Raw genomic sequence first — 608 nt, forward strand, 5'->3', positions numbered from 1 at the left:
CCCTCAACCCCGACATCGTCTCCACCGCCTGCCCGTTCTGCCTCGTCATGCTCACCGACTCCGTCAACGGCAAGAAGAACGAAGGCAAGGCCAAGGACACCGTCCAGGTCGTCGACGTCTCCCAGCTCCTGCTCGAATCCGTCAAGACCACGGTGGATCCGACGGGTTCACCCCAGAGCGACGACACGGCACAGCCCGAGCACGTCAACTAGCCGTCCCCAGCACCGCCGGATGCCGCCGGATGCCGCCGGGGACGACGCACGCGGCAACGCCACTCAGCGCTCCCCCTCCCCCGCCGGCCGCCCGGGCACCCAGGGCGCGCCGACGGACGCCTCACGAGCGTCCGCGACGGACGTCTCGTGAGGCCTCGGGCCGGCCCGGCCCGTCCCGCGTCAGCCAGGCGTGCCTGGCGATCTCCGCGGGGCCGGCGCACCAGAGGGCGCACCACCACCTCGCGCAGAGCGCGCCGGCAGGGGCCGGCCACGCCCGCGACCGGGAACCGAACTCGTACACCGGCCGAACTCGTACACCGGCCGCGGGCGTTCCCGGACGCCGGGCTCTCCCGGCACCTCCCGCACGCCGGCACCCCCTCCCCCTCCCCCTCCCCC

The 608-nt window shown here is 74.2% G+C and carries 1 protein-coding gene; it reads left to right on the plus strand.

All coding sequences use genetic code 11. The features are described 5' to 3' along the window. Window positions 1-212: hypothetical protein (locus QQM72_RS40680; protein ID WP_314225836.1), on the plus strand; the 212-nt coding region annotated here is incomplete at its 5' end. Window positions 213-608: the final 396 nt, after the last annotated feature.

The sequence above is a fragment of the Streptomyces zaehneri genome (genome assembly GCF_032248645.1).
Lineage (GTDB): Bacteria > Actinomycetota > Actinomycetes > Streptomycetales > Streptomycetaceae > Streptomyces > Streptomyces coriariae.